6 protein-coding genes and 2 pseudogenes are annotated in these 6,716 nt (G+C 43.0%); 3 read left to right on the top strand and 5 right to left on the bottom strand.

The genetic code is table 11. The features are described from left to right. The coding region (locus QUA99_RS08140; RefSeq protein ID WP_333381225.1) for a CHAT domain-containing protein at nt 1–1,565 on the top strand (1,565 nt) is incomplete at its 5' end. A 210-nt stretch (nt 1,566–1,775) separates the two neighbouring features. Here QUA99_RS08140 and QUA99_RS08145 read toward each other — a convergent pair. Then, entirely contained in the window at nt 1,776–1,985 is a 210-nt protein-coding gene (locus tag QUA99_RS08145) for a hypothetical protein (protein ID WP_333235488.1), read from the bottom strand. A gap of 596 nt (nt 1,986–2,581) precedes the next feature. Here QUA99_RS08145 and QUA99_RS08150 point away from each other — a divergent pair. Beyond that, a complete protein-coding gene (locus QUA99_RS08150) occupies nt 2,582–2,824 on the top strand; it encodes a hypothetical protein (RefSeq protein ID WP_333235487.1) in 243 nt (80 codons plus the stop codon). Between the two features lie 114 nt (nt 2,825–2,938). On the opposite strand, the pseudogene QUA99_RS08155 reads toward QUA99_RS08150, so the two are convergent. The 3 genes and pseudogenes from QUA99_RS08155 to QUA99_RS08165 all read right to left on the bottom strand — a co-directional run bounded on the left by QUA99_RS08155 (nt 2,939) and on the right by QUA99_RS08165 (nt 4,128). After that, nucleotides 2,939–3,298, bottom strand: a pseudogene (locus tag QUA99_RS08155) (DUF5615 family PIN-like protein). Beyond that, complete coding sequence (locus QUA99_RS08160; protein WP_333235486.1) at nt 3,285–3,611, bottom strand: DUF433 domain-containing protein; 327 nt, start codon at nt 3,609–3,611, stop codon at nt 3,285–3,287. The pseudogene QUA99_RS08155 and the gene QUA99_RS08160 overlap by 14 nt, the downstream one beginning before the upstream one ends. A gap of 154 nt (nt 3,612–3,765) precedes the next feature. Next, nucleotides 3,766–4,128 (bottom strand): helix-turn-helix transcriptional regulator, encoded by a 363-nt coding sequence (locus QUA99_RS08165; RefSeq protein WP_333235484.1) that lies wholly within the window; start codon nt 4,126–4,128, stop codon nt 3,766–3,768. 177 nt (nt 4,129–4,305) lie between these two features. Here QUA99_RS08165 and QUA99_RS08170 point away from each other — a divergent pair, with 177 nt between their 5' ends. After that, the gene (locus QUA99_RS08170; RefSeq protein ID WP_333235483.1) at nt 4,306–4,590 is read left to right on the top strand and encodes a hypothetical protein; all 285 of its coding nucleotides are present in this window, start codon (nt 4,306–4,308) and stop codon (nt 4,588–4,590) included. Nucleotides 4,591–5,441: 851 nt separating this feature from the next. On the opposite strand, the pseudogene QUA99_RS08175 reads toward QUA99_RS08170, so the two are convergent. Beyond that, nucleotides 5,442–6,578, bottom strand: a pseudogene (locus QUA99_RS08175) (IS1634 family transposase); the annotation flags it as partial. Nucleotides 6,579–6,716 lie beyond the last annotated feature (138 nt).

The following is a 6,716-nucleotide window of genomic DNA, read 5'->3' on the forward strand; positions in this document are numbered from 1 at the left end:
ATCCCGACAATCCGAATAATCCCCTCAATCCCGACAATCCGAATAATCCCCTCAATCCCGACAATCCGAATAATCCCAATAACCCCAATGCGCCCCCAATATCACCAAGGGATAGATTTCCATTAGATCGAGGGCGATTGCTTTTCCCCGATCGCAACCAACCCTTTAGCCGCCAACAGCGACAGAACCAAAATAGAATATCGCGAGATATAGGAAAACCCGGAGACAGGATGCTTCCTGAAAGAATGCAATCTCCCAGAGGACTGAGAAATTTCATCGATTCAAATATCAGAGATTCTGTTATTCAGTCGGCATTTCGCGGCGACATCGGCAGGAATTTGGAGGGCGGCCAAATATCGGCAGCTTTGTCTCTGCTGGATCAATCTTTCAGCCAAGAATTCGGGGAATATTTAGGCATCAACATCAGCGACGAGTTGGTATCCCCAGAGGAAATTAAAAAAAAGTTAGGATCGGTGGGCGCAGAAACGGGCACGAAACCCAGCTTAATTTATCTGTTCTCGCAGCCCGAAGAATTAAATTTAATGCTGATCACTTCTTGCGGTGAAGTTGTTCACAAAAGCGTGCCTGCCGCGAACCGGCAAGAACTGCTGAAAGTTGTAACTCTGTTCAGGGATGAGATTACCAAACCGGGGGTGCGGGGTACTACGAGTTATCTCCCATCTTCCCAACAGCTTTATAAGTGGATGATTGCGCCTTTAGAGGACAGTTTGAAAAAGTGCGAAACCGATACTATTTCCTTTGTGGTCGATCGGGGTTTGAGAGGTATGCCCTTTGCTGCTTTGCACGACGGACAGCAATTTTTGGTGGAAAAGTACAATCTCAGCCTGATGCCCAGCATTAATTTAACAGATACTCGCTACGTCGATCTCAGAAATTCTCAAGTTTTAGCAATGGGTGCCTCGGAATTTTCCGAGTTGAATCCTTTACCTGCGGTTCCTGCTGAAATAGCTGCTATTTCCCGAGAGTGGCCGGGAGTCAGTTTTCTGAATGAGGGTTTCACTTTGGATAATTTGAAGCGACAGCATCAAAGCCGGCCTTTTGGCATTATTCACTTAGCTACTCACGGCGAATTTCGACCGGGAGTACCGAATAATTCTTTTATTCAGTTGTGGAATAGTCGGCTGCGACTGGATCAATTGCGAGATTTGAGATTGAACGATCCGCAAGTGAATATGTTAGTTTTAAGTGCTTGTCGGACTGCGGTGGGAGATGCACAGGCGGAGTTGGGTTTTGGGGGGTTGGCGCTGCAAGCGGGGGTGCAAACGGCTTTGGGAAGTTTGTGGTACGTGAGTGATGAAGGTACTTTGGGATTGATGAGTGAGTTTTACCAGCAGTTGAAGACGGCGCGAATTAAGGGGGCGGCGCTGCGACAAGCGCAAATTGCGATGTTGCGGGGAGATGTGCGTTTGGAGGGTGGCAGATTGCGGGGTTCGAGTCGGGGTGAGGGGGTGGAGTTGCCGGCTTCGCTGCAAGGGTTTGCGGATTTGAAGTTGTCGCATCCTTATTATTGGTCGGCTTTTGTGATGATTGGGAGTCCTTGGTGATTGGTGATTGGAAATGGGTAATTGGTAATTGGTAATTGGTAATTGGGAGTTACGCAGAGGTAGTCAGAAAGCGGATTTTTGACAAAAATACTTCGTTGTCAGCAGTTCCATGATTTATCGTCTTGTGCCTGTTGAGTTATGTGAGACGACTTGTTTGTTTGCCTTATTTTTTAAGAAAATATCTCAAATGGGTTCTATAGGCCAGAAATATCACAGCACAGGCGCGGCAAACGGCCCGTATAACCCCCCAGCAGCAGGGGGTGGCAAAACTAGCAGCAAGTCTAAGAAGTCAACTAAAACTGCTGCGCTCAAATCGGAAACTGGAACTGAGAAGACGGTGCCGAACAAAACAACTGCTAAAAAGACGGCGACAGCGACAGGAACCAGAAACAAACCAAGTGAAATTAGTTGAGTTTTCACTAATCGAGAAAGCCGGTCTAGTAAAAAAAACCGGCTTTCTTTTACTAGACCAACTTCCAAAAATAGGTTTGCAGTACAAACTTGAGTCCTTAAAATTCTCTTCATCGGAATGATATAAACGGAGGATACGGCAGTGCCGTGTCCCTATCACGATCAATTGTAGGGACACGGCACTGCCGTGTCCTCGCTATCATTCCGATGCAATCGGAATGATAGCGAGGACACCGCGCCGTGCAAGAGTGCCCCTACCCCGATTAATTGTAGGGACACTCTTGCTCTCGCGGTGTCCTGACTGTGGGTCATATTAATTCCCATGCTACCGGAGTTGATATCAGCCTCTTGGCGCTTCGCCCCCGTATTTTTTTTGAGACATATCAACTCAAACTCTTTTCCCGCCTGGCTTTTGAGCTTGCTTATCACCTCTGGGGAAATCTGTCTATTTACTTATTGACAATTGCTACTCTCTGTTAAATTGTCAGGGATCTAACATATAAGGTTAAAAATTGTATCATAAGCAACAGAAAGTACCAAATGTTTTATGTAGCAGCCTACAATGGAGAAAAGAAACAAGATTAAGAGGCGCGATGGCTATGGATATGAATGGAAACCTAGACTGGGAAGAAGCTTTTGAGTACAGAGCAGGCTTGACAGTGGAATTGAAGTCCCAGCCAGGGGTTTTGCATACGATCGCTTACTATGAAGTGATGATGGTACCGCCCATCTGGTTAGAAAATGACCCCCGTCCCCGGTATCCTCACGAAGTGCGAGTCGTGTCGCAGCAGCCAACGGTGTCCAATGTTTGCCGGATTTCAGAGTCTCCTGTTTTAGTCGCGTCCTAGGTTGTTTCAGCGGGAAATATCGGCGAGGCCATCTAGCAGACAATCAAACCGATGCAGTGGTGTTCGGGTGGAGATTGCTGTACTTTACTTTGTGGCGATCGCTTAAGATATAGATTACAGTCCAGAACGATAGACTCGAATCAATTGACCTGTTAATGTTGCCAGTGAGGAAATAGCTTCATTAATGTTAGTCGCCATTCTTGCTAAGTCCTGGTCTGCCTTACAGACAATAATTCCAGCATGGTCAGACTGTAAGCTGTGCAGTCTAATAAAATGACGGCGATTTAGAGTTAAAACAGCTCGATTTTCACTGACTGCAAAAGCTAACACTTATTCGTCAGGAATTTTTTGGTTATCTTTTCCGGCTGCTTGTACTGTCAAAATATTGTGACCCATAGGGCGCAGCAATTCTACAACCTCTCTGGGAAATTGTTCGTCACCATAAAGACGCGCCTTCATCTTAATCCTCGTCATTCTCGCGGATAGCTATTTCAATTTCATCGGGAAAAGCTGCCGCATAAGCCCAGGCATTTGCTAAATCAGTAGCTGTTAGTGTGGGATAGTTATTTAAGAGTCGAGACTCGTTCATGCCCAAACGACGAAAACTTTCCAGTACCCAAACAGGAATGCGAGTGTTTCTGATACAAGCATCACCGCCGCAGACACCGGGAGTTTTGCTAATTCCTTGCCAGTTGTTGGCTAAGTTTTGGGTTAATAATTGGATGATGTGAGCTTTCTCGGTTGGCGTTAAGGCCAGAACTTGCGCTTCTAATTCTTTGATAGTCATAGAAATTTTGGTATTTATGAAATATAGCTGTTCTCAAGCGTTGTGAGGTATACGGGCTCCTTCTTATGCCCGTGCCCTATGCCCTAGGCCCTATGAGCACCTCATGTTACTGAGAAAGGCTATATGTATGTATTTCCTATATTGTCTCTGCTAGTTAGGTTTCTTGCAAAACGTTGTGAATTAATTCTGCAGCTAGTTCTAACTTATCGCGGTGAGTGAGAGCATCCATGTCAACGCTAACGACTGAGCTGCGCTTGGGTGCGGGTGCGGCTGGGGGTGTGGCGGCGGGCAATTCCAGGGTTTCGTAGAAATAATCGATAGGTTTTTCGTACACGGCGGCGAAGGCGGGTAACTCCCTCTCGGCGTCTACTTTGCGCTTGCCGTTTTCGATACACGATATGGCTTGTTGGCTCAGGGCTATCCCGTAGCGCAGCTCTAACTGCTCAATAACTTGCTCTTGGGTTAATCCGAGTGCTTCGCGGGTAGCCTTGAGGCGCTTGCCAAGGGAGAACGCCATATCAGGAAATCATGTAAAGGACAATGAAATCCTATATTTTTCCTTAAGAAACTACTATCAGATAAATCAATACTTATAAGATAATCATGTAAAACTCAAATAATCATCGCCCCAGTACCAATTTCCCACCAGTCAAAGTCTGTTTGTCAATATCTTGAGAAAGGAATTAGCAATCTTATGAAGTATCAAGTTTTTGTTGGTAGTATCGCGCTGTTAATATTGAGTATATCTCTGCCAGCTAATGCTCAATCAAAGACTCCTGTAACGGATCAATTTGGTGCCACAGGAACGACACCAAATGCCAATGTATGGCGCGAAGAGTGTAGAAAGTTTTACGGAATCAGGATAAATAAAGATGGTACTTTAATGACTGATACTACTCCCGTAACAGATGAATTCGGTGTTACGGGAAAAACACCTGATGGCAATCAATGGTTAAAAAGAATCAGTGGGACTTTCTAGCTGTTGGTGAAAAGAAAATTAAAAGGCGATCGCACTTTTTTCAACATCTCCATGAAAGTGCGATCGCCCTTTTTTACAAAATTTGCACTGAGTCAGTATTAATATCTGTTAAATTAGGGTGTGCTGAATAAGTTAAAAAAAATCGCGTAGGCGTAGCCAGGCGTAGGCATCGCACTTGATGGGTGATTCAAGCTCGACGAGACATAACTTTTTGTTTTCTATAACTTGCCCAGATATAGCTTTTGATAATCATTCAACAGTAAATAGGTATGATTTTCGGTTTTTGACATAAAACCCACATTCCGCAGATGTGGGTCGGATTTTTTTATCAGTTGTGAAAACTTGGAAGCGAAACGCTTTTGGGCTGAAATTATGCAGTTTTAGCATTACAGAAGCTTGTCAAATTTACCTAAACTAAGTTAGTTGAAATAATTGGCTTTTTCTCATATATTCATGTTGCTATTTTATCCTGACCACTCATATTTTGAAGCAAGAAAACTTATGCCAAGAGCAAATTGTCTTGACTAATTAATCGGAACTTACCCCTGCAGGGGGTAGTTTCGGTGGCTGTATTCTTTGAGCTGTATTCGTTTTAGCTATTTGGCAGTTCCAATTTTGTAGCCATGTATTTAAGATTTTCTTAATATTTAGAACCAAAGTATTGCTGTATCATAAAATTAACTCAAACCCCCTCCACATAAGGGTTGTAAAAAGTTGTAGTCATGTACTTGATTTTCCCGCTCCCGGAAAGTCTTGCCCTGTAATGGTTTCAGAAGAAATGAATCTTATGTGCGGGGTAAGTTCCGATTAATGAAAAATATTCACAAATATCTACACCTCGATCTCAATCGTTATTCACTTGAAAATATTAAATAGTATTGACAGCAATACTCTCCTAAATGCCGCAAGATATCTTGACGCTCTTGGGTTAAATTACTGACCTGCTTCGCTCCATTTATCGTCACTAAATGTACCGCCTGAAACATCTGAAATATCCAGCGCATTGTCGGCTTATCGGTCAATTTCTTTACCTGATTTTTCACTCGTTCGTTGGTAGCTGATAATTGTTGTCTCAATTTCCTTTGCGCCAGGTTATATACTAACAAACACAGTCCCATTATCATTCCGATTGCTTCAACTCGCTCTGGCTTTTTCACGAATACGCTGGAAGTAAAAAATAACGGATCTTTGATAAATCTCAATCCTCGCTCATTACTTTGCTGCGCTTTATATTCCGATAATACCTGTGGATTAGTTACTGCTTCAGCATCTAAGATATTTGTGGCTAATATGAATCTCCCGGCTTTGACTTTTTCCGCTTCAATCGCTGAATTTCGGGGTTCTATTTCACCCGTAATTTGATAAACTTTTGTCTGTGTTCGAGCGAGTTTTTTCAGATTGCTTTTTGTTGCTTTAACTGTTTTGTCTTGGGATTTAATTTCTGTTACTTGGTGATATTTCCATGATTCTGACAACTTTTTTATGGCAGTTTCCGCATCGGAAATACAAGCAAATTTTTGCCTGGATAGCTTACGCAGTTTGGCTGTGGCTGATTCTAATTGTTTCTCTACTTGCTTGACTATTTTTTTGATATCTGCTTGCTTTCTGATTTCACTTTCTATTACTAGCCATCTTTGCTTGATGCCAGCATACTCACTCGTTTGGGCTGCTATTTTATAGCCTTTTATTTGAGAGTATTCCCAGTCACTATCTTCAATGTTGCAGATTTTATTTTGAGCTGATTTGATGCTTAATGGTACTCTTGTTATCCATTTCATTCCTGCCATTGCTGACAAATTTTCTGCTGTGTACAAGGCACTGTCTGCTACACAGATTCCGTCAAATGTCCACTGGTTTTTAAATTTTTTTAATCTCTCTACAAAGACACTTTTATCATCGGCATTTCCGTCATCTATTTTGAGATATAATGGTACGTCTCCATCTCCACTTACGATCGTATCAATGATAAATTGTTTGAGGTCCGGTCGTAAGGATTCAGGTAAAAAATAGTGAGAGTGAGAGCCGAGAAATATGGTAATACCATTTTTTTAAAGATGTGATAGAGATAAAGACTGTAAAATCCAAGACCATCCGGTGAGAAATCCAATGACGCGATCGGTGAAAGA

Source organism: Microcoleus sp. F10-B2, assembly GCF_036704965.1.
GTDB lineage: Bacteria > Cyanobacteriota > Cyanobacteriia > Cyanobacteriales > Microcoleaceae > Microcoleus.

What these genes read in the sequence shown, in the direction of transcription:
- QUA99_RS08160 (WP_333235486.1), bottom strand. Translation starts at nt 3,611, where the DNA reads ATGACTATCAAAGAATTAGAAGCGCAAGTTCTGGCCTTAACGCCAACC.
- QUA99_RS08170 (WP_333235483.1), top strand. Translation starts at nt 4,306, where the DNA reads ATGAAGTATCAAGTTTTTGTTGGTAGTATCGCGCTGTTAATATTGAGT.
- QUA99_RS08150 (WP_333235487.1), top strand. Translation starts at nt 2,582, where the DNA reads ATGAATGGAAACCTAGACTGGGAAGAAGCTTTTGAGTACAGAGCAGGC.
- QUA99_RS08165 (WP_333235484.1), bottom strand. Translation starts at nt 4,128, where the DNA reads ATGGCGTTCTCCCTTGGCAAGCGCCTCAAGGCTACCCGCGAAGCACTC.